Origin of the sequence: Yoonia maritima, assembly GCF_002933395.1 — a bacterium.
Taxonomy (GTDB): domain Bacteria; phylum Pseudomonadota; class Alphaproteobacteria; order Rhodobacterales; family Rhodobacteraceae; genus Yoonia; species Yoonia maritima_A.
Genome location: NZ_PKFN01000014.1, coordinates 116,613 through 140,356 on the forward strand (window position 1 = coordinate 116,613; position 23,744 = coordinate 140,356).

Genomic DNA, 23,744 nt, shown 5'->3' on the forward strand with positions numbered 1-23,744 from the left:
CGCTACCTGCAAGGTCAAATCAGCGTTTACGAACGTGGATTGCTGGATCGTGCATGGTTAATTTTTGGATAACAGGGTTCATCTTCGCTGCGGTTGTAAACCGCACCAGCGTCTTGCCCCCGGCGATTGGGTTCGCGTGGCATGACAACTGGCGACCGTCATCAAGTAGCGTACTGTCTGACCAAGCATCTCGCGGGCCGATTTGATGCGTGAAATTCTGGATCTTTGACCAGATCGGGGTAGGCGTACACCGTTGTTGCCAGACCTTTGTTTCGGTCTGAAGCGCGCGTTGCTCGTGGTACAAAGCCGGGTTTGTTTGCCATAGATCAGCATAGGCTTGGTTCGAGATAACGAGGGTTCCAGCGCTAGAGAATACAGCGATAGCGTCTGGAATGGTGTCCAGCACAGCCTGACTGGTTTCGATGTCAGCGCGAAATCTGCGGGTTAATGATACTTCGGCGCTGATATCTTCGAACATAAACGCGAAAGCGCCATCAGGATGGGGGCGTCCGGTAACCCGGTATGTCTGCCCATCTGGTAAGGCCCATGTTTCGCTGTAGGTTCCCTTTTTGGCGGCCGCTTCAAGTTCGGTAAACTGGTCGCGCCATGAGGTGTAATTCTTAGGCTCGGGTAACATGCGGGATTCTCGCAGCTTATCTAAGACGGCCTCAAGCGTGGGGCGACCGCTGAGGAAATCAAACTTTAGTTTGGTTAGATCGAGCACTGCTGGATTGAATGTTGTCAGTTGGCGTTGCTTATCAAAAATTGCCAGTCCGATCGACAGTTCTGCAAATGTCCGACCAAGGGTTTGCTTGAAACTGCGTCGTTCTTGTTCCGCCCTGACGATCCCGTTCGCGTCCGTGGCAAAGTGCATAAAGCCATCACCATGAGGTACGCTTGTTACGTCAAACCATTGGTCTGCTGGGTTATCGGGCAATTTGACCGAAAGGCGGCGCAATGATGTGCCCTTTGCACCGGGAATATCGTGGAGATCTGGAAATATTGATGCACTGGGCCATACTGCTTGTGCGGTATCGCTGGGCGCATATACTTGATCGACGAATTTTAGGTAAGTTTGATTGGCCCAGAGCAACTTTCCATCGCCTGCTTCTTGCCAAATCAATTGCGGAGATTGCTGTGTAAGTTCACGTAGCATCGCCAGTTCTGACAGGCGAATATCGCTTGCGACAGTCGAAGATTGATACGGTGTCAAATCCTCTTGGGCGCCGTTGATCGCAATACGTAGCCGTCCACCGGTTTTGCAAATTTCGATCCAGATCGACGTCGCTGTGACGCCATCAATGCGCGTTTTTGATGATGGAGGATTAGCAGCCAGTCCGCGCAATTGTGGAAAGTGCGGTCCAAGCATTTGCATCAGGGTATCAAACTCTGACAGGTCGGTCTTATTTTCGTTAATCAGTGCAATTGCCTGGGGCGTTGCATCAATGAGTTCGCCATCTTGGAACAGAAAAATCGGCAGATTGTTTGCCTGTGCTATGTTGACCAGCTTAGCATCGCGCCATTTTTTAATTTCATGCTGGGATTTAAGGGCGACCCCAACGCAGGTTGCGCAGCTTATACCAATGACCGCGATGTCCAATAGACTCAGTAGCATCTGTGAGTATCCCCAGTAAAACTGAGTCTAAACATCCCCCTTTAAGGTTAATGTGGAGTTAAGTATCAGGCTGGTTTCAGACTTCGGCGCTGTGCTGTTGGTTTTCGCCTAAGGGTTGGCTGACGCGATCGCCGCTGTTGGGTAGAGAATCCCTGTTCCACACAACGTCAATAACCGCCCCGCCATCACCAAGCCCTGCCCGGCGGCTGTTGGCGAACGTAAGCTGCGCGCCAGACCGTTCAAGCAATGTCTTAGCGATGAAGAGGCCGAGCCCCATACCTTTGTAGCCGGGGCGGTCGCTGAAATCGTCCGATTGCCGCCGTTCACGCACGTAGGGGTCACCGATACGTCCGATAACAGAACCCGGAAATCCGGGTCCGTCGTCGGAAATGCGGACTTTTATATCCGTGTCTGACCAATTGAGATCAACACAAACCTCGGCTTGGGCAAAATCCACGGCGTTTTGAATAAGGTTACGTAAACCATGAATAATCTCTGGGCGACGCGCAATTGTTGGTTGGGTTTGATCTGCTCCATTATCTGCGGTCAGATGAAATGTGACTTGCTTGCCCCGATCCATGTGCGGCTCAGCGGCTTCGTGTACGATGGCTTCGAGCGGGGCATGCCGGAGGTGCAGATCGTCTTTCCCGGCCCGCCCCATTGAGTGCAGGATATCGCGGCATCGGTTTGCTTGCTCTCGGATCAGGCTGGCGTCTTCGTATAGATCTGGATGATCGCCCAATTCTTCCATGAGTTCACTGCTAACCAATTTGATCGTGGCAAGTGGCGTGCCAAGTTCGTGTGCTGCAGCAGCCACAACCCCGCCAAGATCGGTTAGCTTTTGTTCACGTGCGAGCGCCAATTGCGTTGCGACCAATGCTTCGCGCATGGCGTGCATTTCGGTTGTGACCTGCCGCGCATAGATCGACAAGAAGACGATCCCGATGACAAGCGAAGCCCAAAACCCAAACTGAAAGATCGTGGGAAGCACAAGGGTTGTGCCATCTGACATAATGATTGGCAGGTGAAATTGGCTAATAATGCTGATCAGCCCAATCGCGGTCAGGCCAACGAACACGGTGCTACTGCGGTGTAGAACCGTTGCGGCGATTGTAACCGGCGCAAGGACAAGCATCGCAAAGGGGTTGTTCAACCCACCCGTGATAAACAGCAAAAGCGTAAGTTGGATGAGGTCAAATACAAGCCACAGTGATGCTTCGCGTTCGGAAAGCCGTTTGTTTTCAGGATATACAAAGCTTGCGATAAGGTTTGCGAGAACCGAAACGCCGACAAGGATAAGAGCGAACTCGAGTTCGATGTTTAACCCGTAAATCAGCGATGCCACGAGTATCGCACCTGCCTGCCCAAGTGTGGCAAACCATCGCAGCGTGGTCAGTGTACGTAAGCGTACCCAGTTGCTGCGTTGTTGATCTTGAAACATGGTGAATTCTGAAACAGACATGTGATCGGGTATCCCGTCCGGCAAGGTAACCCATTGATACGCAGCCCTGCATGAGGGTTCAATGCGACCGAATGGGAAAGAGGTTTGTGATGTCGAAAATGATAGCGACGGTTGCCGGATGTACTGCACTGGTGGTTGTGGTCGGGACGTTTGCTGTTACGCAGCTTGCGACCCCACCCGATTGTGGGGTGGCGACGGGTGGCGACATTGGTGGCCCCTTCACCTTGGTCAGTGAAACCGGGGCGACGGTAACGGACATTGATATCATAAAAGAACCAACGTTAGTATATTTTGGTTATACATTTTGCCCCGACGTTTGCCCGTTGGACAGCGCGCGCAATGCGGCAGCTATTGATATTTTGGCCGAACATGGGATCAGCGCAACACCTGTCTTTATCTCAATCGACCCGCAGCGCGATACCGTTGATATCGTTCGTGACTATGCTGATAATTTCCACCCCAAGATGATCGGGCTTACCGGGACACCTGAACAGGTTTCCGCCGCTTCCAAAGCCTATCGGACGTTTTTTAAGAAAGAAGATGGCGACCCTGAATACTATCTCGTTCAGCATTCGACATCGACTTATCTGATGCTGCCAGATATTGGATTTACAACATATTTTGGCCGAAGCGATAGCCCGGAGTACATCGCAGAGGTAGCCGCGTGCATTGTCACAGGTTGACGATAGGGCACATAAACCTACTATTCGTCTACGAACATGCGAGGAATGGACTAAAATGACCGAGCCGTTGGACCTGGGTGACGACAAGAGCCTTCTTCTTGTTGATGATGACGAGGCGTTTCTACGTAGGCTTGCAAAAGCCATGGAAAAACGCGGCTTTGAGGTCGAAACAGCGGAATCTGTCGCAGCTGGTAAGGCAATCGCAACGGCACGTCCGCCGGCGTATGCGGTTGTTGATCTACGGTTAGAAGATGGAAACGGGTTGGATGTGGTCGAAGTTCTGCGCGCCAAGCGTCCTGAAAGCCGGATTGTTGTACTGACAGGGTACGGGGCGATTGCAACAGCGGTTGCGGCGGTAAAAATCGGTGCGACCGATTACTTGGCAAAGCCTGCGGATGCGACTGACGTTACGAATGCGTTGCTCGCGGGTGGTGACACGCTACCGCCTCCTCCAGAAAACCCAATGAGCGCGGATCGCGTGCGTTGGGAACATATTCAGCGCGTATATGAACTGTGTGATCGCAACGTGTCAGAAACGGCGCGTCGTCTGTCGATGCATCGCCGGACGCTACAGCGGATTTTGGCAAAGCGCAGCCCGCGCTAGATCGTTTTCAGAAGCCATGATTTCAAGATTTTGACTCGATTAGACAGGACGCCGGGATAGTGGGTTATGTAATACCCTAATCCTTCGGGTTGCGTTTGCGATAGCGCAACGAGTCGCCCAGCGTTTATGTCATCCGCGACCAAGGCGCTGGATGCGACAGTGATACCACCACCTGATCGAACGGCTGACAGCGCCATACCAAGCGTGGTCACGTTAAACGTCTTTTGGGTTTCTTTTACCATCCCGGCTTCGGTGACCCATTTGCGCGCTTCGTGGTGGTCATTTTCGAAAAACCACGGAACGTCGGAACACCTAAGTTTGTCGGGTTCGACCACACCTGGTGCTGCGACTACTGTGTAATCTGCGGCCAACAGGTGTGTTGTTTCAAGCCCAGCCCATTTTCCATCGCCATAGCGCACGCCCAAGTCAAACCCGTCACGCCGCAGATCCACGAGCTTGTTACTGGGTACAATCGACAAGGCGATTTCCGGGTATTTCGCCCAGAATTGCGATATGCGCGGCATAAGCCAGTTTTCCGCGAAATTGTGGGTCACGGTAACGGACAATGGACGCGTTTCGGCATCGTCACGTACTGATTTTACGCCGGATATGATTTGTCCGAACCCATCAGAGAGCGTATCCGCCAACCGCACGCCTGCGTCGGTTAGAGCAACGCCGCGACCCTGACGCACCAGCAAAGTGGTGCCTAATTCAGCCTCGACCGCACGCACATGTTGCGCGATTGCAGCATGTGTCACGTTCAGTTCGCGCGCTGCCTGTGAAAATGATCCGGCTCGGGCAGCGCATTCGAATGCCCGCAATGCCGAAAGGGATGGGATTTCACGCCAATCCATATGAAAGCTCAACTAACATAATGAAAATCTTACAGAGTCGCTTGAGCGAAGCAATCCTTTTATTTGTTGATCATCAACATAGAGAAAGGAATAGTCATGCTAACAATATTCGCCAATAGCTTTTTGACCGCCACCCGTAACGAAAAGTGGGAATCACCGGATCACTGGTCACACGATGGACGCAAATTAAAGGGTTACGAAGCTGAACGAAAAGAAGCTGAACGCCGTCAGCGTGCTAAACGTGGTGGTGTAAATTGAAGATTGTACCACAGCTAGGGGCGCGCCTTTTCTGAAGAGCCCGCCCCTGCGATCTTATGCTGCATCGATAGCAAAAACTTTTGCCTTTACGGTTGGTATGGACGGTTGCCTACACTACATCAGCAATAGACTGGGGCGGCGGTCATTTGATCCGATCGAAAAGGAAAACGATCATGAAGAGTATTACAGTTGCAGCGGCGCTTGTCGCATGCGCATCGGCTGCGTCAGCCGAAGGCGATGTTGCAGCAGGTGAAGAACAGTTCAACCGTCAATGCGTCGCATGTCATGTTGTTCGCAATGATAACGGTGAAGTATTGGCTGGCCGTACTGCGCGTACCGGGCCAAACCTATACGGAATCGAAGGGCGTGTTCTGGGTTCTGCTGATGGGTTTCGCTATGGTGACGCTATTGTTGATCTAGGCGCGACCGGCGCGACTTGGGACGAAAGCACTTTTGTTGCCTATGTTCAAAACCCAACTGGGTATCTACGTGAAGCATTGGATGACCGTCGTGCGCGGGGCAAGATGGCGTATCAGGTACGCGACCCACAGCAAGCTGCAGATATATACGCGTTTTTGGCAACTGTTGGTGTCGAGTAATCCATGAACTAAATTTATGGGCGCCCGGCTTAAATCGGGCGGCCGCTGTATCAGAAATGACTTTGTTTCTGGACATCAAATCATCGCCTCTTGAACCCGCTTGAAAACGGTGAAACCATTGGGGATGGAACATTACATCAAATCTTGGGCCGAAGTTGCCCCCCGTTTGGTCGCCGTCGCCGCAGGGCGCGCGCATGCTGATCTAGTCATTCGTGGCGGTAAATTGGTGAATGTCCAATCCCGCGAAATTTTGGATGGCTGGCAGGTTGCTGTGGCCGATGGGCGCTTTGCCTATGTTGGGCCAGACGCCAGCCATTGTATCGGTCCTGATACACAGGTGATCGACGCCGAAGGCCGTTATCTGATTCCCGGTCTGTGCGATGGCCACATGCATATCGAAAGCGGCATGCTAACCCCTGCTGAATTTGCAGCAGCAGTTATTCCGCACGGCACAACGACCATGTTCACCGATCCACATGAGATCGCGAATGTGCTTGGACTGCGCGGTGTGCGTATGATGCATGACGAAGCATTGATGCAGCCAGTGAATATCTACACGCAGATGCCGTCTTGTGCGCCCTCTGCCCCCGGTCTTGAAACCACAGGGTTTGAGATTTCCGCCGACGATGTGGCCGAGGCCATGTCGTGGCCCGGCATTATTGGTCTGGGTGAGATGATGAATTTCCCCGGTGTGATTAACGGCGACCCCCAGATGTTGGCGGAGATGGCAGCGACAATGAACGCGGGAAAAACCGTTGGTGGCCATTATGCGAGTCCTGACAAAGGTAATGCATTTGCGGCCTATGTTGCGGGCGGTGCGGCAGACGATCACGAAGGCACAGCCGAGGCTGACGCGATTGCACGTGTCCGTTTGGGTATGAAGTCGATGATGCGACTTGGCTCTGCTTGGTATGATGTCGAAAGTCAGATTACAGCGATCACTGAAAAGGGGCTTGATCCGCGCAACTTTATCCTTTGCACAGATGATTGCCATTCGGGGACGTTGGTGAATGATGGTCATATGAACCGCGTTGTCCGCCATGCAATTGATTGCGGATGTGACCCGCTGATCGCGCTGCAAATGGCGACGATCAATACGGCCACTCATTTCGGGCTAGAGCGCGAATTGGGATCAATCGCGCCCGGTCGTCTGGCTGATGTGATTTTGACGTCTGATTTGAAAACCTTGCCAATCGAGCATGTGATTGCCCGTGGTCAGACCGTTGCGATGGATGGCAAGATTACCGTGGATTGCCCGCATTACGATTGGCCCGCTGATGCACGCCAAACCGTGAATATGGGCAAGGCGCTGGGCGATGATGATTTCGCGATCCACGCGCCTGAGGGCGCGAATAGCGTTAAGGTCAAGGTGATCGGCGTTGTCGAAAATCAAGCTCCAACCGAAGCGCTGACTGCCGAACTTCCTGTTGTTGACGGGGTGGTCGAAGGCGAAGGTGATACCTATCAGATTGCATTGGTTGAGCGGCATCAGGGTACGGGTAAGGTCGTGAATGGCTTTGTTTCGGGCTTTGGATACACTGGCAAAATGGCGATGGCATCGACCGTGGCGCACGACAGCCACCACATGATTGTTGTGGGGACAGACCGTGAAAACATGGCCGCCGCTGCAAACCGTTTGGGCGAAGTCGGCGGTGGTGTGACTGTTTGGAAAGACGGCAAAGAACTGGCGTTGGTGGAATTACCTATTGCCGGATTGATGTCAGATAGTCCGGCAATCGACGTTGCGCGCAAGGCCGATGAAATGGTCGCCGCAATGGAGGCGTGCGGTTGTACCCTAAATAATGCCTATATGCAGCATTCGCTTTTGGCGCTTGTTGTCATCCCCTCGTTGCGGATCTCTGATCTGGGATTGGTGGATGTAGAGAAATTTGAGTTAACAGAACTGTTTGAGGACGACCTATGAATGATGAACAACAGGTCATTATCTGGACACCCGATGTGCCCGGACATGAAGCATTTACCGACGCAAAAGCCGCAGTAAAGCGGCTACAAGAAATTTACGACACGGCAGTTACGTTTCTATCAAAAAGCTTTCAAGATGCTTTGGAACACGGTCAGCCAGAGGCACGTGTGCGTGCGTTTTATCCCGAAATCCGTCTTACAACGACGACCCATGCTAAGATGGATAGCCGTCTATCGTTTGGTCATGTGGCTGAACCCGGAACTTACTCTACCACAGTTACCCGCCCCGATCTGTTTGAGGCCTATCTTGAACAGCAAATCCAACTGTTGTTGAACAGCCACGGCGTGCCTGTTGTCATCGGCGCGTCGGACACGGTTATGCCGGTGCATTTTGCTGCGGCGAATGATCCAGCACTGACTGTTCCCCAAGATGGGTCGATGGATTTTAACCTGCGTGACAATTTCGATGTGCCTGACCTTAGCACCACGCATGATGCCATCGTGAACGGTGAAGGTTTCGCATATCCTGACGGTGCGCGCCCGCTTGCCCCGTTTACCGCGCAGCGCGTGGATTATTCATTGGCGCGTCTTTCGCACTATACCGCGACTGCTGCTGAACATTTTCAAAACCACATCTTATTCACGAACTATCAGTTCTACGTCGAAGAATTCGAAAGCTATGCGCGCCAGATGCTGGCAGACCCGCAAAGTGGCTATACGAGTTTTGTCAGTACTGGGAATGTTGAAATCACGGAATCAGATGCGCCCCTGCCCGTTCCTGCGAAACTTCCCCAGATGCCAACGTATCATCTGAAACGGGCGAACGGCAGCGGGATCACTTTGGTGAACATCGGTGTCGGGCCTTCGAACGCTAAAACGGCCACGGACCACATCGCGGTTCTGCGCCCACATGCATGGTTGATGGTTGGTCACTGCGCTGGGCTACGCAATTCGCAACGATTGGGTGATTTTGTTCTGGCGCACGCGTACCTACGTGAAGATCACGTGTTGGACGATGATCTTCCGGTTTGGGTGCCGATTCCTGCGCTGGCCGAAATTCAGATCGCGCTGGAAACAGCTGTTGCTGATGTGACCAAGCTTGAAGGTTATGAGCTAAAGCGGATCATGCGGACGGGTACTGTCGCAACCATTGATAACAGGAACTGGGAACTACGCGATCAATCGGGGCCAGTTCAGCGGTTGTCCCAATCGCGTGCTGTCGCACTAGATATGGAAAGCGCGACGATTGCCGCGAATGGTTTCCGATTCCGTGTACCCTATGGGACCTTGTTATGCGTCAGTGATAAACCGCTTCATGGAGAGCTGAAATTGCCCGGAATGGCATCAGAATTCTATAAAACACAGGTCGCTGCGCACTTGATGATTGGAATCCGTGCCATGGAAAGATTGCGTGAAATGCCGCTTGAGCGCATCCACAGCCGCAAATTACGCAGTTTTGAAGAGACAGCGTTCCTATAACGGGTCAAAAACGCGCGAAATGTCGCTATTTTCACTGAAAATGATACACTAATCGTTGTGGTACCCCACAACATAACGTTAAATGCGCGGGTAGAGGCCCTATAGTTCGGGCAAATAAGGGAGACCAGAAAATGGCGACTAAACCACTAACGAAAGCGCAACTCGTTGCTGCACTTGCCGAAGAAACTGGCATGGATAAAAAAGCAGCAGGCGCTGCACTGGACGCCGTGACTGGCATCATCACCAAAGAAGTAGCTGGCGGCGGCGCTGTTACTCTTCCTGGTGTTGGTAAAATCTATTGCCGTGAACGCCCAGAGCGTATGGTTCGCAACCCTGCCACAGGCGAGCAAATCAAAAAAGAAGCCGACAAGGTTGTCAAAATGACAATCGCAAAAGCGCTGAAAGACAGCGTAAACGGCTAAGTCATTTGGCTACGCGCCGAATGCGAGGTTATAAAAGGGTCGCCTGACTGGGTGGCCCTTTTTTTATTCAAAAATTTCGACGGAAATTGTGGCTGCATACGTATCATGCTTCGAATAACGGAGAACGACCGATGCAAATCACAAAAACCAAACTTGCCGCGTCAGCCGCTATCGCGGTTTTGGTCCCCACTGCCTTTTCAGTTTTTGCGCAAGGAGGTGGTCCAGCAGGTGAAACGGTTGCATTTGAAATGGCCGAATCCATTAATGTATCCGAGATTGATGCGACTGCCGAAAATATTGTCGCGGCTGCAAACGCGTTTTTGGACACACTTTCTGCCGCTCAGCGCGATGCGGTAATCTATGCCTTTGATGACAATGAACAACGTGCGCGGTGGTCCAACTTTCCAACCAGCTTTGTACCGCGTGGCGGGTTAATGCGTGGTGACTTGGATGATGCGCAAAACGCGGCTCTTGATGCGTTGCTTTCTGTGGTTCTGAGCGCTGACGGGGTGCGTAACGCGAATTTGCAGATGGCGGCGGATGACACGCTTGTTGGCGGTGACGGTCCGCCTGCGAATTTTGGTAGCGCATATTATTATGTATCGTTTGTCGGTACGCCTGCAACAGATGCGCCTTGGTTATTTCAGTTTGGTGGTCATCACCTCGCGATCAACGCGACCTTTGTAGGCGCGCAGGCTTCGTTTTCGCCAATGTTGACAGGTGGTCAGCCACTGACTGTCGAATACGAGGGCGAAAGCGTTTATATCACCCAAGAGGAGGTCACAGCGGCACATACGTTTCTTGATACGTTAGATGCCGAGCAAAAGGCCGTCGCAGTACGTGGTACGTCGCCGGTTGAGCTATTGCTTGGACCGGGGGCCTATGGAACCACAGTCGCCCCCGAGGGTATTCGCGGGGCTGATCTAACCGATGTACAAAAAGAGGCGCTGTTAGATTTAATCGCAGTTCGTATTGGTCAGTTCAACGCACGTGATTTTACCGCCAAAATGGAAACCGTACGCGCAGATATCGACGACACTTATTTTGGCTGGTGGGGATCTGTCGATACGTTTGGCGACGCTTACTTTCGGGTGACTGGTCCTGAAATCGTATTGGAATATGCACCCCAAGGTTTGGGTGGCGATCTGACGGAACATACGCACAACATGTATCGTGATCCGACAAATGACTATGGGACTGCTTGGATTGCGAGCCAATAACCGATGCGTCATTTATTCTTATTGTTGATGCTTGCCGCACCTATCGGTGCGGCGGCCCATCCCCATGCTGATGTTCAGCAACAAGTTCTGATTTCGATTGGCCGTACCGAAGCCGTATTGACGTACCTCGTTGTCCCTTCAACAGAAGACGGCGGACACATGTTCGATCATATGGACACCGACGGCGATGGAACATTGGTTGCAGTTGAACAGAATGCATTCGTCAGCATGTTGCTGGATCAGACCGATTTGGTAATCGACGGTAAGCGCGTTAATTTGGAACACAACAGTGTTGAAATCCCAGAACGCAGTGAAATGAAATTGGGTACTGGTTTGATCACTGTGACGGCAAGCACGCCATTGGTGCTTGGGGCCGAGGTTGAACATCGTGTTTCGTTGGACGTTCGATATGATAGTTTTGTCGACGGTTGGTACCTTCAACCGTTTTACTTTTCCGACATCACCGAAGGTGACAGCCTGCCCGTTTTGAACCGTCCCGAAGGCTCCACAATTGAGCTGCTGATTCCAGCGCAGTGATTGTATGGAGTCGCACCGATACAATATAAGTTCTTGTCTGGATTGACGTTTCCTGACGGTTGGGCAAACGTCGCAGCATGGATATCAAAGCAATTCTTATGGGGCTCGCCTTTGCGGCGATGTGGTCTTCGGCGTTCACTTCTGCCCGTGTAATTGTTGAATATGCACCGCCGTTGACAGCCTTGGCTTTGCGATTTCTTGTATCTGGATTGCTGGGTATCTTGATCGCACTTGCGATTGGGCAAACTGCCCGGCTTAGCCGCCGTCAATGGTTGGGTGTGCTTGTCTTTGGGCTTTGTCAAAATGCGCTTTATCTAGGTATGAATTTTGTTGCGATGCAGACTGTACCTGCGTCGCTAGCGGCAATTATCGCGTCCACCATGCCATTGTTGGTCGCGCTTGTTGGTTGGGTCATCTTTGGCAACAAGGTAAAGCCGCTTGGTCTTATGGGGTTGATCGCTGGCGTGATTGGCGTTGCTCTGATCATGGGTGCAAGGCTGCAAGGTGGCGTCGACATGTTTGGCCTAATCCTATGCGTGATCGGTGTTGTTTCTTTAACGATAGCTACACTTGCTGTTCTAGGCGCGTCATCGGGCGGTAATGTATTGATGATCGTCGGGCTGCAAATGCTGGTCGGCGCCACGATCCTCGCGGTGCCTGCCGTCATATTGGAAGACTGGGCCGTTACGTGGAATTGGCAGTTGATCGTTGCTTTTCTTTATACGACGTTGGTTCCCGGTCTTGCCGCGACTTGGGTTTGGTTCATGTTGGTCGGGCGGATTGGTGCGGTAAAAGCGTCAACCTTCCACTTCCTCAACCCGTTTTTAGGCGTGGCTATCGCGGCCGCCCTGTTGGGCGAAACCATTGGTTGGTTGGACGTCATCGGCGTTGCGATTATTGCAGGCGGTATTCTAGCGGTGCAGTTGTCAAAGCAGCCCGCTACCAACCACTAACCGGAACATCAAGCTCAGTCGCTAAATCTTCCAAATAACGGCGCAAAACCCCAGCCCGTTCATTTGCCAATTCTCGTCCAGCAGCTGTTTGCATCGTCGCTGGAAGGCGCAATAGCTTTTCAGCAAAGTGATCGACGGCATATGTTTGGTCATCGCGTGGGCGTGATACAGAAAACGGATCTTCGAAATGAAACAATGGCCGGCTAAGCGCACCGGAAACTGCAAAGCAACGTGCAAGGCCGATTGCACCCAATGCCTCTATTCGGTCGGCATCCTGCAAAATCTTTGCTTCCAAAGTTTCGGGCGGAATGTTCGCCGAGAAGCTGTGTGCAATGATCGCATGGCAGGTCGCATCAATTTGATCCGCGCGAAGCCCAAGGTCACGCAGCAAAGGCGTGGATTTTTCTGCTGACAAAAGCGAAGCCTTTGCACGATCTGGGTGTGACTTTGGAAGATTTACAAGGTCGTGCAGGTACGCGGCAGCAAGTAACACAGTGCGGTCGCATGGTGCTTCACGGTCTGCGATCAGTGTCGCGTTGCGCCAAACACGATGTAGGTGGCCGAGATCGTGTGCCGCATCTGTCGAGGCATGTTCCTAGACATAACGAACTAGCGTATCTCGGAGTTGGTTCACCCGATTTTGCCGCGAATGCCGCCGGTTTGACCGCGGTCTAGCAGTAAGTGGTCAAGGATCACGCAGGCCATCATTGCCTCGCCTACTGGAACGGCGCGGATGCCGACACATGGGTCGTGGCGGCCTTTGGTGACGACTTCCATCGGTGATCCATCCATGCGGATTGATTTGCGTGGGGACAGGATGGATGAAGTCGGTTTTACGGCAAAGCGCACGACGATATCCTGCCCGGTACTGATCCCACCAAGGATACCACCGGCGTGGTTTGAACTGTATTCAGGGCCATTTGGACCCATGAAAATTTCGTCTGCGTTGTCGCGGCCGGTCAGCGCCGCTGCGGCCATGCCTTCACCGATTTCGACGCCTTTAACCGCGTTGATCGACATCATCGCAGCGGACAAATCAGTGTCTAACTTGGCATAAACGGGTGCGCCAATGCCTGCGGGGACGCCACGTGCCACGACTTCGATAATCGCACCGACAGAGTTGTGATCGTCTTTGCGTAGCCACGCCAGATAGTCGTTCCATTCGGCTGCGGCATCTGCGTCTGGGCAGAAGAAATCGTTTTGATCAATCTGGTCCCAATCGACTTTAGATCGGTCGATCTGTTTGGCACCCATTTGGGTCATGTACCCTTTGATCTGCACATTCGGGGCAATCGCTTTGATCGCTTCGCGTGCAACCCCGCCAGCTGCAACGCGGGCAGCTGTTTCACGTGCCGAAGATCGCCCACCACCGCGATAATCACGGATGCCGTATTTCTGGTGATAGGTGATATCGGCGTGACCGGGACGGAAGGTGTTGGCGATGTCGCCGTAGTCTTTTGACCGCTGATCGGTGTTGCGGATCATGAGCTGAATGGGTGTGCCTGTCGATTTGCCTTCGAACACGCCAGATAGAATTTCGACCGCATCGGCTTCGTTCCGTTGGGTCGTGTTTTTGTTCAGACCGGGGCGGCGTTTATCTAGCCATTGCTGAAGCATTGCCGCGTCAATTGGAACGCCGGGGGGGCATCCATCGACCGTTGCACCCAACGCGGGCCCGTGGCTTTCGCCCCAAGTTGTGAACCGAAATAGATGACCGAAACTGTTGATCGACATATGCGCGCCTCTTTGATTGCAACCCGGTTACAGGAAGGCCAGCGTTTGTTCAATCTTGGTTGGATAATGCGCTGGATTTTGAGAATTGAAAAAACTGTGCCAGTCTCAACCCTAAGAATAAAAGGGAGAGTGAAATGACAACTGAAACGCATGGCGCCCACGGCATGTCGCTAACGATGAAGATCATGATCGCGATGGGTGCCGGGATCGTAGTTGGTGTGATATTTAACCAAATCAACAATAACTTTATCAATACTCAGATCGTTGCCGGCCTGTTTGGCATGATCGGCAAGATGTTCGTGAACGCCCTAAAAATGCTGGTTGTTCCGTTGGTGTTTTTCTCGCTTTTGGGTGGGGTTACGGGCATCGGTGATGTTCGTGTCTTGGGTCGTGTTGGCACCAAGTCGTTCTTTCTATACCTCGCGACGACTGCGCTTGCGATTACCATCGCCATTGCGCTGGCGTCATTGATTGGCCCGGGTAAGGGTTTTGATATGCAAGGCATTGATACGTCTGGCGTGACCGGGCGCGAGGCCCCGACGGTATGGAGCGTCTTTGCAAATATCGTACCGACCAACCCAATTGCAGCCTTTGCCAATGGCGAAATGCTGCAGGTAATCTTTTATACTGTCGTTCTGGGCGTCGCCGTTTTGATGCTTGGTGCGAAATCCGAAGGTTTCATTGCTGCGTGTAGCTATATGAATGACCTGATGATGAAGGTCGTCGCGATTGTTATGCATTTTGCGCCTTATGGTGTGTTCTGTCTGATCGCCAAGACTTTTGCCGAACAGGGCATCGGGCTTTTCATTCCGGTTATGGCTTATGTCATCACGCTGGTTGCGGCGTTGTTCATTCACCTGTTCATCACGCTACCAACGATGTTGAAGGTGTTGGCCGGGCTGAACCCGCTCACGTTTATGCGCAAAATGCGTCCGGCGCAGATTTTTGCGTTTTCAACGGCAAGTTCGAACGCGACTATCCCAGTGACCTACCGTTCCGTTACCGAACGTGTGGGGGTGGATAAATCTATCGCGTCGTTCTGCATCCCGTTTGGTGCAACGATCAATATGGACGGGACCGCGATCATGCAGGGTGTCGCCACGGTGTTCTTGGCCAATGTTTATGCCATTGATTTGGGGCTTGGCGGTTACCTGACCGTGATCGGCATGGCGGTTTTAGCATCTATCGGTACAGCGGGTGTCCCCGGTGTTGGGCTGGTTATGCTGACCATGGTGCTTAGCCAAGTTGGTCTGCCGATTGAGGGTATCGCCATCATCCTAGGTGTCGATCGTTTGATGGATATGATCCGTACGGCCGTGAATATCACCGGCGATGCGGTGGTCACTTCTATCGTTGCCAAAGGTGAAGGCAAAATCGACCTTGATGTCTTTAACGACCCAGATGCGGGTATCGTTGATGATGATGAAGTTGAAATGCCACATGGCCACGCGGCCTGATCGATAATCGTTTTGGGACAAGGGTCGCAGCAAAATCTGCGGCCCTTTTCATTTGCCCGGCCAGCGCGTATTCAACGCATACCTCGGGGGGCCAGCAATGGCTGAGATGCGCAAGCGGACCCGTTGAACCTGAACCGGTTAAGACCGGCGGAGGGAAGGTATGGCAATCGCGCTATCCCCCAATCCGCCCGTCGCATTTGGAGGATACGATGCAAAAACCGATCTATCTGCCAGTTGTCGCGGGACTTGCCCTTTGTGCCACAGGCGCAATGGCCGAGACCCCGGTACTGCAAGTTTTGACTTACGATAGCTTTGTGAGCGAATGGGGCCCCGGCCCCGCAATCGAAGCGGCGTTCGAGGCCGAGTGTGCCTGCGATCTGGAATTTGTCGGCAGCAGTGATGGTGCTGCCTTGCTGGCCCGTCTTCAGTTAGAAGGCCCACGCACCGAATTTGATGTGGTGTTGGGATTGGATACCAACCTAACCGCAGCCGCCCGTGAAACTGGCCTGTTTGCACCGCACGGTGTGACCACTGACCTAGACCTACCCATTGAGTGGACTGATCCGGATTTCTTGCCATTCGACTGGGGCTATTTTGCCTTTGTCGGGAATGCGGATGATACCGCAGCGACGTCGATCCGTGATCTGGCTGACAGCGATCTTAAGATTGTTATCCAAGACCCGCGTTCATCAACGCCCGGCTTGGGCCTGCTGATGTGGGTAAAGGATGCCTACCCGGACGAAGCGGCTGATTTGTGGGCGGCACTGTCTGATAACATCGTCACGGTTACCCCCGGTTGGTCCGAAGCCTACGGTATGTTCCTAGATGGCGAAGCTGATGCGGTTCTGTCTTACACAACGTCGCCTGCATACCACTTGATTGCCGAAGAAGACGCCAGCAAAGTTGCTTGGTCGTTCGACGAAGGTCACTACATGCAGGTCGAAGTTGCCGGGAAAGTCGCTCGCACTGATCAGTCAGACTTGGCGGACCAATTCATGGCATTCATCGTTTCCGAAGGGTTCCAATCTGTCATTCCGACAACGAACTGGATGTACCCGGCTGTGACCCCAGAAGCAGGATTGCCCGAAGGGTTTGAAACGCTGATGACCCCCACGGCGTCATTGTTGAAATCACCCGAGGATGCAGCAGCGATCCGGGATGAAGCATTGGAAGAATGGCGCAACGCGCTTTCACAATAAGTCCACGCTGGCCCGGCGCCCTATCTGGGGCGCTGGTACTAGTGTTGACGCTTGGGACGCTTGCAGCGGTTGCGCTGCGGGCGGACTGGGCAAGTGGGCTTAGCCCCGCTGATTGGGCGGCGATCCGGTTTACGGTGACCCAAGCCTTTGTATCCGCATTTATTAGCGTTACATGCGCCATCCCGGTTGCGCGCGCCCTAGCGCGGCGACGGTTTCGCGGGCGGCAGGCGTTAATCACGTTGTTGGGCGCACCGTTCTTGTTGCCCGTTATCGTCGCGATCGTTGGGTTGCTTGCCGTCTTCGGTCGTGGAGGCATTGTGAACGTCTTTCTAGGGGGTCTGGGTTTCGAATCGATCTCCATTTACGGTTTTCATGGTGTCGTTCTAGCACATGTTTTCTTTAACCTTCCGCTCGCCGTTCGGTTCATTTTACAGGGTTGGCTTGCGATCCCAGCTGAGAGGTTCCGCCTAGCCGCAAGTCTGGGTGCGCCAGTGGGCCGCTTACTTGAGATACCGATGTTGCGCGCCGTCGTCCCAAGCACGTTCTTGGTGATCTTTCTAATTTGCCTGACCAGCTTTGCGGTCGCGCTAACGCTAGGTGGTGGTCCGAAAAGCACCACAGTTGAACTGGCGATTTATCAGGCGTTGCGTTTTGATTTCGACCTCGGGCGTGCGGCGTTGTTGGCATGCATCCAGTTTGGGCTGTGCGTTGTTGCTGCGGTCTTTGCGTGGCGCGTCACAGGTACCGATGCGATGGGCGCAGGTTTTGACCGCGTGGTCGCGCGTTGGGATGTGAAACGGCCTTGGCTGGACTATGTCGTTATCGGTGCGGCGGCGCTGTTCTTGTTAATTCCATTGGGGATGGTCGTTCTTCGCGGGCTACCCGGGCTATTGTTGATGCCGGGTACGGTTTGGATTGCTGCGCTACGATCTATCCTTGTTGCGATTGGTTCGGCGACTTTGTGTTGTGCGATGTCTGTCGCGCTGGGCCTTTGGGGTGGGCGCGCTGTCGCGGTGATCGGAGTGCTGCCCTTGGCGGCGTCGGGGTTGGTTGTGGGGACAGGGGCGTTCCTGATCGTCTATCCATTTGTGAGCCCAAGCGATGTTGCCTTGATTGTAACGATGCTGGTGAATGCGACGCTCGCCCTGCCCTTTGTCTTACGCGCAATTGGTCCTGCGATTGCGGCGGTTCAAGAGGACTTCGGGCGCTTAGGGGCATCTGTTGGGCTGTCAGGTTGGTCGTGGCTACGTATCGTTGTCTTACCGCGTATTCGTCGCCCATTGGGTTTCGGTGCCGGGCTATCAGCGGCTTTGTCGATGGGTGATTTAGGCGTAATCACATTGTTCGCTGGCAAGTCCGAAGAAACCCTGCCCCTCGCGATGTATCGTTTGATGGGGGCCTATCGTGTGGACGCAGCGGCGGGTGCTGCATTGCTATTGCTGGCGTTAAGCCTGCTGATATTTTGGATATGTGACCAAGGAGGCCGCAGCGATGTTGATCTGTGACGGGCTAGAACTGCGGCAGGATGACTTTGATCTTCGCGCGGATTTACAGTTCGCCGTTGGCAAAGTCACAGGGCTGATTGGTCCGTCGGGCGCTGGCAAGTCCACGTTTCTGTCCGCGATTGCTGGATTCTTTGAACCAGCCGCTGGTCGGGTTCTTTGGGACGATATGGATTTGACGCGGCTGTCCCCTTCTGATCGGTCAGTCAGTATGTTGTTTCAGGATAACAACCTGTTTCCTCACCTGACCGTCGCGCAAAATGTCGGGTTGGGGCTGCGCCCTAGTCTGCGGTTGTCATCGACCGAAACCCGAAAAGTTGAAAATGTTTTAGAAAGCGTTGGTCTGGATGGTTTCGGTGCGCGTAAACCAGCTGCGCTCTCGGGTGGCCAACAAAGCCGCGCGGCGCTTGCCCGTGTGTTACTGGCTGATCGGCCTGTTGTCTTATTGGATGAACCCTTTGCGGCGCTTGGTCCGCGCTTGAAAGACGAGATGCTGGATTTGGTGAAAATGACGCTAGCGGATCAGGGCCGCACCGTGATTATGGTGACCCACGATCCGAACGACGCAAAACGCATCGCCGATGAAGTCGCGATTGTCGCCGATGGCAGAGTGTCTGCGCCCGTTGCGACTAACGTTTTGTTTAATGATCCGCCCCCGGCATTGGTTGCGTATCTTGGCTAGTTAGGTGGATTAAAATCCACCCTACGCAGGAAAAAGGCCCGCTAATTTGGCAGGCCTTTTCTAGTTCGGTGACTGGATTGATCAGTCCTTGTGCTTATGTGGTGCCCACAGACGTTTGTTTGTGAGGTACAGCAACACAGACAACATGATCAGTAGGATCACACCCGCAAGGCCAGCGTGCTGGCGTGCCATCATTTTCGGCTCAGCTGTCCACATTAGGAATGCAGCAACGTCTTGTGCCTCGTGGTGGAGTTCAGTTGAATGGCCGTCAGCGTATTCAACATCGTCACCCCAAAGTGGTGGCGCCATGCCGATCCAGCTACCTGGAACTGTACGGTGACCGTGGTCGTCAAGACATTCTTCGGGGTAACCGCCCGGTGCGAAGGCAACGTTGTAGTAACCGTCAAAGTCCTCTGGCGCACATTCAGGCGTCTCATGGTAACCTGCAAGGATCGACGCGATGTATTCTGCGCCGCCCATGCCTTTGACCAATTGGTTGATCCCAGAACCCAATGGGCCGTGGAAACCCGCACGGGATTTCGCCATCAACGACAGATCAGGTGCGCCTGCACCGGTGACCGCAGGGAATTTGTCTGCGGGTGTTGCTGCGCGATAGTCTTCGATGGATTCGTCGTAGACTTCGTAGAATTCAGCATAGGCGCGCATCTGATCTTCGGGCAGCGCAGGGCCGCCTTCGTCATGCAATGTGCGGAATGCGACGAACTCTAGACCGTGACATGCTGAACAGACTTCGGTGTAGATTTGAAGGCCGCGCTGAAGCTGCATCTGGTCAAAGCTGCCGAATGGGCCCTCGAATGAAAACGCAAAGTCTTCGATCTCGGTTTCTGCCTCGGCGGCGAACACTTGCCCTGATGTCAGGGCAAGCATTGTAGCAGCGGTAAGTGTGAGTTTACGGAACATATTCATTGGTCCTTTCTCACTCGGCCGATTTCGCAGAGGCAGACGCCCCAGCTTTCGGCGCGTAGTGCGCGTTAAAGTCGTCTTCGATGGTTGCAGGCTGTGGCAGCGGTTTCTCGATCACGCCAAGCAATGGCAGAAGAACGAGGAAGTAACCGAACCAGTAAGTCGCCGCGATCAACGAAATGTATGGGTAAATGCCGTCAGTTGGCATTGCGCCGACCCACATCAGAACCAAGAAATCGAATGCCAGCAGTGCAAACCACCATTTGAACATTGGGCGGTAACGACCGGAACGAACCGATGATGTATCCAACCAAGGTGCCAGCGCCATCACAGCAATCGCGCCGAACATCGCCAGAACCCCAAAGAATTTCGCATCGATGATGCCGAAGCTGACCCAGTTTACAAGCTGAACCAACCAAACGTCCGCAGTGAACGCACGCAGGATCGCGTAGAATGGCAGGAAGTACCATTCAGGAACGATGTGCGACGGTGTCGCGAGCGGGTTCGCAGGGATGTAGTTGTCTGGGTGACCAAGGTAGTTTGGCATAAAGCCAACGATCGCCATGAATACAGCTAGAACAACAGCCAGCGCGAACAGATCTTTGATCACGAAGTACGGCCAGAATGGCAGCGTATCTTTTGCTGCGTCTTCTTTGCTAGTCCGGCGAACTTCAACACCCGTTGGGTTGTTGTTGCCTGTTGTGTGGAATGCCCAAACGTGAACGATTGTTAGGCCCAGCAGAACGAATGGCAGCAAATAGTGCAGTGAGAAGAAGCGGTTCAGCGCAGGCTGACCAACCGCAGATGCACCAAGCAGCCATGTCTGGATTGATTCACCGATGAATGGGATCGCACCGAATAGGCCAGTGATAACGGCTGTGCCGTGGAATGACATTTGGCCCCATGGCAAAACGTAGCCCATAAACGCGGTGCCCATCATCATCAGGTACATCAACATACCGATGATCCAAGTCACCTCACGAGGTGCTTTGTAAGAACCGTAGTACAGCCCGCGGAAAAGGTGCAGGTATACCGCAACAAAGAACAGGGATGCGCCGTTTGCGTGGAAGTAGCGGATCATATGACCGCCGTTTACGTCACGCATGATGTGTTCAACCGAAGCGAACGCCAGATCAACGTGAGGCGTATAGTGCATCACCAGAACGATACCGGTGGCGATTTGCAGAACCAGCGTAAATGCCAGAACGATGCCCCAGATCCACATCCAGTTCAGGTTCTTAGGCGTCGGTAACATCAGGGTGTCGTAGACAAGTCCGACGATCGGCAGGCGCGTGTGCAGCCACTTTTCGATGCCAGTCTTGGGTTCATAATGGTCGTGGGGGATACCAGACATGGTGCGCGCTCCTTAACCGAGTTGAATTGTTGTTTCGTCTACGAAAGACGCAACAGGGATGGGAAGGTTGCGCGGCGCAGGACCTTTGCGGATACGACCGGCAGTGTCGTAGTGTGAACCGTGGCATGGGCAGAACCAGCCGCCGAAATCACCCTGTTCACCCAAAGGTACACAGCCAAGGTGCGTACAAACGCCCATCTGAACCAACCAAGTACCGTCTTCTGATAGTGCGCGGTTTTCGTCTGTGGCGTCTGCCTCACCGATGAGGTTCGCGTTTTCAGCGCCTTGGTCAGGCAGTTCGGAAACATCAACGGCACGGGCCGCTGCGATTTCGTCTTCGGTACGTGACCGAATGAAAACGGGTTTACCTTGCCACAGCACAGTCAACTGCGTGCCTGGCGCAACAGCGCTAATATCGACGCGGATCGACGCAAGCGCCAAAACGTCAGCTGAAGGGTTCATTTGGTTGACCAGTGGCCACACCGCTGCACCTGTCGCAACAACACCAGCCCCGGCGGTTGCGTAGTATATAAAGTCGCGGCGTGTGCCCTGATGATCGTCTGCATGTGACACGGCTTGCATCTCCGATTCTTTGATTGGGCCGATCGCCCACGGGAAAGACAGACCAATGTTTCCATCAGCCCATTCTGGCGCTGTTTATCCATGAAAACATGATCCGTCCAGCGGACAATAGGGCGCAGGGTTCATTGTGGCCTTTATTGTTGTGAAACAACCAAGACTTCGTAAACAAGATTCCAATATCTGATGGTGTGATTTCGACCCGCGATTTTGCAGAGATAGGCGGAGTACTGATCACTTTTGCGCGTGATCAGGTCGATTTTCGCCGACATCATGAAATTTGATGCTAAATTTGTGGCGTGTCAGACACATTACAGTTTGAAAATTTTAAGCTTGCCTTAATGGTACCTTGTTAGTGTGGCATGACAATCTTAGGCGAACACTCAATTCCGTCAGCTCACGGCGGCTCTACACCACTCACATTCTAGGAAATTCCAATGTCACGTGCGATCGCACTTTCCGTCCTCCTTATTGCAGCACCTGCTGTGGCCTCTGCTGAAATCGAGCTGAGTTTTTATGGAGGTGTGCAATCTGCCCCGGCATCGGATGTATCTGTGCGCGATGGCGTTATTGGAAATGATGACTTTTCAATCGATTGGGAAGGTAAATCATCATCCGCGCCGATCTATTACGGTATTCGCGCGACACGTTGGAAGAATGAAGACTTTGGTTATGGGCTCGATTTCGCACATAATAAAATCTACCCCAAAGCAGGTGAACTGCCTGCGGGTTATGATGTTCTCGAATTCACCGATGGTTTGAACACGTTGACAGTGAATGCGTATCGCCGTTGGAATCACGCATTTGGCGATATGACACCATATGTCGGTGGTGGTCTTGGTATTGCGATTCCTCATGTTGAGGTGACAAACGGCACGTCCGAGACATTCGGCTATCAAGTCACTGGCCCTGCCGCGACTTGGGTTGCTGGTGCGACTTACCCCATTAACGACCAGTGGTCGGTCTTTGGTGAATACAAAGGTACGTATTCTTCGAATAAGGCTGACCTTGATACCGGCGGCACAATTGAAACCGATGTGTTCACCAACGCCGTGAATATGGGCGTCAGCTTTAATTTTTGATTAGACTGGCGCGGTAGCAATCATGCTGTCGCGCTGACTAAACGCTGCGTGCCAATCGGCCAGTGCTTTGTTGCCGGTCCGCCAGCCGCGCGCATCATGACGTAAATCCACGTATGATAGTGCGCAGGCCACTGCGATTTGCCCGATGTTGAGCGGACCGTTTGGATGGCTCATCCACTTGTTATTCACTGCAGCGATACCGCGATTTGCCTTTGCCCACTGCGCTTCGATCCAATCTGTTGACCGTTCGTTTTCTGGGCGCAGACGCACCTCATAGGCCATAGCGACTGCTGCTTCCATAATGGCGTCTGCTGTTGCCTCAAGTGTCAGGATCTCCCAAATTCGGGTTTCGGGATACAAGGATCCGCCAGCGTGATCGTTCAGAAAACGGGTAATGACGCGGCTATCATAGATCGCAGGCCCGTCATCGCGAACGAGCGCGGGAATTTTCCCGATAGGGTTTGCTGCAACGATGGTTGGGTCAGATGAAAGGGCGGTTGTGCTAATCGGGACTTCGGTGATTTGGTCTGTTAGCCCAAGTTCGCGGACAACAACGCGCGCCTTACGAACAAATGGCGAAGCACCTGACATCAATAGTTGCATAGCTAACCCCCTTGTTAAT

At 53.1% G+C, this 23,744-nt stretch carries 24 protein-coding genes and 1 riboswitch; of the genes, 15 read left to right on the forward strand and 9 right to left on the reverse strand.

The features are described from left to right. Window positions 1-19 precede the first annotated feature (19 nt). Both CYQ09_RS17465 and regB read right to left on the reverse strand, forming a co-directional pair. Window positions 20-1,615, reverse strand: coding sequence for a PAS-domain containing protein (locus CYQ09_RS17465; RefSeq protein WP_106746668.1), 1,596 nt, complete (start codon window positions 1,613-1,615; stop codon window positions 20-22). 76 nt (window positions 1,616-1,691) lie between these two features. Next, the gene (regB, locus tag CYQ09_RS17470; RefSeq protein WP_106746669.1) at window positions 1,692-3,077 is read right to left on the reverse strand and encodes a sensor histidine kinase RegB; all 1,386 of its coding nucleotides are present in this window, start codon (window positions 3,075-3,077) and stop codon (window positions 1,692-1,694) included. A gap of 89 nt (window positions 3,078-3,166) precedes the next feature. Between regB and CYQ09_RS17475 the strand changes: the two genes are divergently transcribed. Both CYQ09_RS17475 and CYQ09_RS17480 read left to right on the forward strand, forming a co-directional pair. Further along, window positions 3,167-3,760 carry an SCO family protein gene (locus tag CYQ09_RS17475; protein WP_430383362.1) on the forward strand — a complete coding sequence of 198 codons (594 nt, stop codon included), beginning with the start codon at window positions 3,167-3,169 and terminating at the stop codon, window positions 3,758-3,760. Window positions 3,761-3,815: 55 nt separating this feature from the next. After that, complete coding sequence (locus tag CYQ09_RS17480; RefSeq protein WP_106746670.1) at window positions 3,816-4,364, forward strand: ActR/PrrA/RegA family redox response regulator transcription factor; 549 nt, start codon at window positions 3,816-3,818, stop codon at window positions 4,362-4,364. Here CYQ09_RS17480 and CYQ09_RS17485 read toward each other — a convergent pair. Beyond that, window positions 4,361-5,218, reverse strand: coding sequence for a LysR family transcriptional regulator (locus CYQ09_RS17485; protein ID WP_106746671.1), 858 nt, complete (start codon window positions 5,216-5,218; stop codon window positions 4,361-4,363). The genes CYQ09_RS17480 and CYQ09_RS17485 overlap by 4 nt on opposite strands. 96 nt (window positions 5,219-5,314) lie before the next feature. Here CYQ09_RS17485 and CYQ09_RS18375 point away from each other — a divergent pair, with 96 nt between their 5' ends. The 8 genes from CYQ09_RS18375 (at window position 5,315) to CYQ09_RS17520 (ending at window position 12,609) form a co-directional block, all read left to right on the forward strand. Next, window positions 5,315-5,476, forward strand: a complete 162-nt coding sequence (locus tag CYQ09_RS18375) for a hypothetical protein (protein WP_162617714.1) — start codon at window positions 5,315-5,317, stop codon at window positions 5,474-5,476. A 173-nt stretch (window positions 5,477-5,649) separates the two neighbouring features. Further along, on the forward strand, window positions 5,650-6,075 hold the full coding sequence (locus tag CYQ09_RS17490) for a c-type cytochrome (protein ID WP_106746672.1): 426 nt from the start codon (window positions 5,650-5,652) through the stop codon (window positions 6,073-6,075). Window positions 6,076-6,199: 124 nt separating this feature from the next. Continuing rightward, on the forward strand, window positions 6,200-7,999 hold the full coding sequence (gene ade / locus CYQ09_RS17495; protein WP_106746673.1) for an adenine deaminase: 1,800 nt from the start codon (window positions 6,200-6,202) through the stop codon (window positions 7,997-7,999). Further along, window positions 7,996-9,477 carry an AMP nucleosidase gene (locus CYQ09_RS17500; RefSeq protein WP_106746674.1) on the forward strand — a complete coding sequence of 494 codons (1,482 nt, stop codon included), beginning with the start codon at window positions 7,996-7,998 and terminating at the stop codon, window positions 9,475-9,477. The genes ade and CYQ09_RS17500 overlap by 4 nt, the downstream gene beginning before the upstream one ends. A 131-nt stretch (window positions 9,478-9,608) precedes the next feature. After that, window positions 9,609-9,899 carry an HU family DNA-binding protein gene (locus CYQ09_RS17505; protein WP_045997583.1) on the forward strand — a complete coding sequence of 97 codons (291 nt, stop codon included), beginning with the start codon at window positions 9,609-9,611 and terminating at the stop codon, window positions 9,897-9,899. Window positions 9,900-10,030: 131 nt separating this feature from the next. Beyond that, on the forward strand, window positions 10,031-11,119 hold the full coding sequence (locus tag CYQ09_RS17510) for a DUF3500 domain-containing protein (protein WP_106746675.1): 1,089 nt from the start codon (window positions 10,031-10,033) through the stop codon (window positions 11,117-11,119). 3 nt (window positions 11,120-11,122) lie between these two features. Continuing rightward, on the forward strand, window positions 11,123-11,656 hold the full coding sequence (locus CYQ09_RS17515; RefSeq protein WP_106746676.1) for a hypothetical protein: 534 nt from the start codon (window positions 11,123-11,125) through the stop codon (window positions 11,654-11,656). 77 nt (window positions 11,657-11,733) lie between these two features. Beyond that, window positions 11,734-12,609: a DMT family transporter gene (locus tag CYQ09_RS17520; RefSeq protein ID WP_106746677.1), complete on the forward strand. Its 876-nt coding sequence runs from the start codon at window positions 11,734-11,736 to the stop codon at window positions 12,607-12,609. On the opposite strand, the gene CYQ09_RS17525 is transcribed toward CYQ09_RS17520, so the two are convergent. Both CYQ09_RS17525 and aroC read right to left on the reverse strand, forming a co-directional pair. Continuing rightward, window positions 12,596-13,138: an HD domain-containing protein gene (locus tag CYQ09_RS17525; RefSeq protein WP_106746678.1), complete on the reverse strand. Its 543-nt coding sequence runs from the start codon at window positions 13,136-13,138 to the stop codon at window positions 12,596-12,598. The two genes, CYQ09_RS17520 and CYQ09_RS17525, sit on opposite strands and share 14 nt — an antisense overlap. A gap of 101 nt (window positions 13,139-13,239) precedes the next feature. Beyond that, a complete protein-coding gene (gene aroC, locus CYQ09_RS17530; RefSeq protein WP_106746679.1) occupies window positions 13,240-14,343 on the reverse strand; it encodes a chorismate synthase in 1,104 nt (367 codons plus the stop codon). Window positions 14,344-14,477: 134 nt separating this feature from the next. Between aroC and CYQ09_RS17535 the strand changes: the two genes are divergently transcribed. The 4 genes from CYQ09_RS17535 to thiQ all read left to right on the forward strand — a co-directional run bounded on the left by CYQ09_RS17535 (window position 14,478) and on the right by thiQ (window position 19,183). Then, window positions 14,478-15,800, forward strand: a complete 1,323-nt coding sequence (locus CYQ09_RS17535) for a dicarboxylate/amino acid:cation symporter (protein WP_204353988.1) — start codon at window positions 14,478-14,480, stop codon at window positions 15,798-15,800. A gap of 74 nt (window positions 15,801-15,874) precedes the next feature. After that, window positions 15,875-15,973: riboswitch (TPP riboswitch) on the forward strand. 36 nt (window positions 15,974-16,009) lie between these two features. Next, entirely contained in the window at window positions 16,010-16,999 is a 990-nt protein-coding gene (gene thiB / locus CYQ09_RS17540; protein WP_106746680.1) for a thiamine ABC transporter substrate binding subunit, read from the forward strand. Next, complete coding sequence (locus CYQ09_RS17545; RefSeq protein ID WP_106746681.1) at window positions 16,975-18,504, forward strand: thiamine/thiamine pyrophosphate ABC transporter permease ThiP; 1,530 nt, start codon at window positions 16,975-16,977, stop codon at window positions 18,502-18,504. Before thiB ends, CYQ09_RS17545 begins: the two co-directional genes overlap by 25 nt. After that, window positions 18,491-19,183 (forward strand): thiamine ABC transporter ATP-binding protein, encoded by a 693-nt coding sequence (gene thiQ, locus CYQ09_RS17550; RefSeq protein ID WP_106746682.1) that lies wholly within the window; start codon window positions 18,491-18,493, stop codon window positions 19,181-19,183. Before CYQ09_RS17545 ends, thiQ begins: the two co-directional genes overlap by 14 nt. An 81-nt stretch (window positions 19,184-19,264) precedes the next feature. On the opposite strand, the gene CYQ09_RS17555 is transcribed toward thiQ, so the two are convergent. The 3 genes from CYQ09_RS17555 to petA are packed head-to-tail and all read right to left on the reverse strand — an operon-like array spanning window position 19,265 to window position 22,034. Continuing rightward, window positions 19,265-20,110: a cytochrome c1 gene (locus CYQ09_RS17555; protein ID WP_106746683.1), complete on the reverse strand. Its 846-nt coding sequence runs from the start codon at window positions 20,108-20,110 to the stop codon at window positions 19,265-19,267. A gap of 10 nt (window positions 20,111-20,120) precedes the next feature. Beyond that, on the reverse strand, window positions 20,121-21,461 hold the full coding sequence (locus CYQ09_RS17560) for a cytochrome b (protein WP_106746684.1): 1,341 nt from the start codon (window positions 21,459-21,461) through the stop codon (window positions 20,121-20,123). A gap of 12 nt (window positions 21,462-21,473) precedes the next feature. After that, a complete protein-coding gene (gene petA / locus CYQ09_RS17565; protein WP_106746710.1) occupies window positions 21,474-22,034 on the reverse strand; it encodes a ubiquinol-cytochrome c reductase iron-sulfur subunit in 561 nt (186 codons plus the stop codon). Window positions 22,035-22,477: 443 nt separating this feature from the next. On the opposite strand from petA, the gene CYQ09_RS17570 reads away from it, so the two are divergent. Further along, on the forward strand, window positions 22,478-23,122 hold the full coding sequence (locus tag CYQ09_RS17570) for an outer membrane beta-barrel protein (RefSeq protein WP_106746685.1): 645 nt from the start codon (window positions 22,478-22,480) through the stop codon (window positions 23,120-23,122). Here CYQ09_RS17570 and CYQ09_RS17575 read toward each other — a convergent pair whose 3' ends face one another. After that, window positions 23,123-23,725, reverse strand: a complete 603-nt coding sequence (locus CYQ09_RS17575; RefSeq protein ID WP_106746686.1) for a glutathione S-transferase — start codon at window positions 23,723-23,725, stop codon at window positions 23,123-23,125. Window positions 23,726-23,744 lie beyond the last annotated feature (19 nt).

Excerpts from the sequence above, each read along its gene's own strand:
- CYQ09_RS17465 (WP_106746668.1), bottom strand. The coding sequence starts at position 1,615 with ATGCTACTGAGTCTATTGGACATCGCGGTCATTGGTATAAGCTGCGCA.
- regB (WP_106746669.1), bottom strand. The coding sequence starts at position 3,077 with ATGTCTGTTTCAGAATTCACCATGTTTCAAGATCAACAACGCAGCAAC.
- CYQ09_RS17475 (WP_430383362.1), top strand. The coding sequence starts at position 3,167 with ATGTCGAAAATGATAGCGACGGTTGCCGGATGTACTGCACTGGTGGTT.
- CYQ09_RS17480 (WP_106746670.1), top strand. The coding sequence starts at position 3,816 with ATGACCGAGCCGTTGGACCTGGGTGACGACAAGAGCCTTCTTCTTGTT.
- CYQ09_RS17485 (WP_106746671.1), bottom strand. The coding sequence starts at position 5,218 with ATGGATTGGCGTGAAATCCCATCCCTTTCGGCATTGCGGGCATTCGAA.
- CYQ09_RS18375 (WP_162617714.1), top strand. The coding sequence starts at position 5,315 with ATGCTAACAATATTCGCCAATAGCTTTTTGACCGCCACCCGTAACGAA.
- CYQ09_RS17490 (WP_106746672.1), top strand. The coding sequence starts at position 5,650 with ATGAAGAGTATTACAGTTGCAGCGGCGCTTGTCGCATGCGCATCGGCT.
- ade (WP_106746673.1), top strand. The coding sequence starts at position 6,200 with ATGGAACATTACATCAAATCTTGGGCCGAAGTTGCCCCCCGTTTGGTC.
- CYQ09_RS17500 (WP_106746674.1), top strand. The coding sequence starts at position 7,996 with ATGAATGATGAACAACAGGTCATTATCTGGACACCCGATGTGCCCGGA.
- CYQ09_RS17505 (WP_045997583.1), top strand. The coding sequence starts at position 9,609 with ATGGCGACTAAACCACTAACGAAAGCGCAACTCGTTGCTGCACTTGCC.
- CYQ09_RS17510 (WP_106746675.1), top strand. The coding sequence starts at position 10,031 with ATGCAAATCACAAAAACCAAACTTGCCGCGTCAGCCGCTATCGCGGTT.
- CYQ09_RS17515 (WP_106746676.1), top strand. The coding sequence starts at position 11,123 with ATGCGTCATTTATTCTTATTGTTGATGCTTGCCGCACCTATCGGTGCG.
- CYQ09_RS17520 (WP_106746677.1), top strand. The coding sequence starts at position 11,734 with ATGGATATCAAAGCAATTCTTATGGGGCTCGCCTTTGCGGCGATGTGG.
- aroC (WP_106746679.1), bottom strand. The coding sequence starts at position 14,343 with ATGTCGATCAACAGTTTCGGTCATCTATTTCGGTTCACAACTTGGGGC.
- CYQ09_RS17535 (WP_204353988.1), top strand. The coding sequence starts at position 14,478 with ATGACAACTGAAACGCATGGCGCCCACGGCATGTCGCTAACGATGAAG.
- thiB (WP_106746680.1), top strand. The coding sequence starts at position 16,010 with ATGCAAAAACCGATCTATCTGCCAGTTGTCGCGGGACTTGCCCTTTGT.
- CYQ09_RS17545 (WP_106746681.1), top strand. The coding sequence starts at position 16,975 with ATGGCGCAACGCGCTTTCACAATAAGTCCACGCTGGCCCGGCGCCCTA.
- thiQ (WP_106746682.1), top strand. The coding sequence starts at position 18,491 with ATGTTGATCTGTGACGGGCTAGAACTGCGGCAGGATGACTTTGATCTT.
- CYQ09_RS17555 (WP_106746683.1), bottom strand. The coding sequence starts at position 20,110 with ATGAATATGTTCCGTAAACTCACACTTACCGCTGCTACAATGCTTGCC.
- CYQ09_RS17560 (WP_106746684.1), bottom strand. The coding sequence starts at position 21,461 with ATGTCTGGTATCCCCCACGACCATTATGAACCCAAGACTGGCATCGAA.
- CYQ09_RS17570 (WP_106746685.1), top strand. The coding sequence starts at position 22,478 with ATGTCACGTGCGATCGCACTTTCCGTCCTCCTTATTGCAGCACCTGCT.
- CYQ09_RS17575 (WP_106746686.1), bottom strand. The coding sequence starts at position 23,725 with ATGCAACTATTGATGTCAGGTGCTTCGCCATTTGTTCGTAAGGCGCGC.